The organism is Nocardiopsis sp. ATB16-24 (genome assembly GCF_030271535.1).
Classification (GTDB): domain Bacteria; phylum Actinomycetota; class Actinomycetes; order Streptosporangiales; family Streptosporangiaceae; genus Nocardiopsis.
Genome location: NZ_JASCXJ010000044.1, coordinates 1 through 945 on the forward strand (window position 1 = coordinate 1; position 945 = coordinate 945).

The 945-nt window shown below is 66.0% G+C and carries 1 pseudogene; it reads right to left on the bottom strand.

From position 1 onward, the window contains the following. Positions 1 to 945, bottom strand: a pseudogene (locus PFX91_RS23020) (TPR repeat region-containing protein); the annotation flags it as partial.

Below are 945 nucleotides of genomic sequence, written 5' to 3' on the forward strand. Positions count from 1 at the left end.
AGCGCGTACTCGCGTTCTTCGTCGGTCAGGTGCTCGCCCTCCATCTGGGCCGGCACACCGAGTACGCCCGGTCCCGGGGTGTTCTCCGACTCCAGGCGCTCGTAGAACGCGTCGAGGAAGGCCATCTCCTCGCTGTCCAGCGGCTTGCCGTCGTTCTGGGCGGTGCGCGCGTTGGTGCCGATCATGCTCATGACCAACATCAGCTCGTGGTAGCGGCCGTCCAGCGGCTTCTCACCGGACCAGTAGGGCGCCAGCTCGTCGGCGGCCTGCTCGGCCGACTCCGGAGACAGGTCGAAGTCCGACTCCAGGAACAGGTACTTGTCCGGATCCAGGTTGGCGTAGGCCAGGTTGGCGTAGCCGCCGTCGATGAGCTTTTGGACGTTGACGTCGGTGGGCCCCTGTAGGAGCATGCCGCTGATCTCGACCGCGTTCTCCTCGTGCCTGTCCCAGTTGGCCTGCTCCCGCTCCTTGATCTCCTCCAGGTAGCCGCTGAGCTCGTCGTAGAGCTCACGGCACTTCTTGGCGTCGGAGTCGAACCAGTGGGCCGGGTCCGGAACGGTGGAGGTGATCGTGGTGCCCTGGTACTTGGCCGGGACCTGCGCGACCTTGGCCTCCACGGCCGCGTCCCAGTCGTCCCAGATCTCGTTGCGGGTGTCCCAGAACTCCTGGACGTAGTCCGCCCACATGTCGTTGACGTCCCTGGCGAAGCGGAGGTTGACGGCCGCGTCCACCCACGCCTGGTAGTCCTCCGACCCCAGGCTCTTGATGTCCCAGCCGATGAGGTCGGTGAAGTGGACGGCGGCGGAGTCGAAGCCCTCCTCAAGGTCGCCGGCCCTGCCGAGCAGGCGGGCCTCCAGGATGGTGAGTTCCTCGCTGACGGGGCGGATGATGCTGACGAAGGACTCGATGGAGCGGGGGGAGAAGAAGAGTTGGAAGGAGGCCATG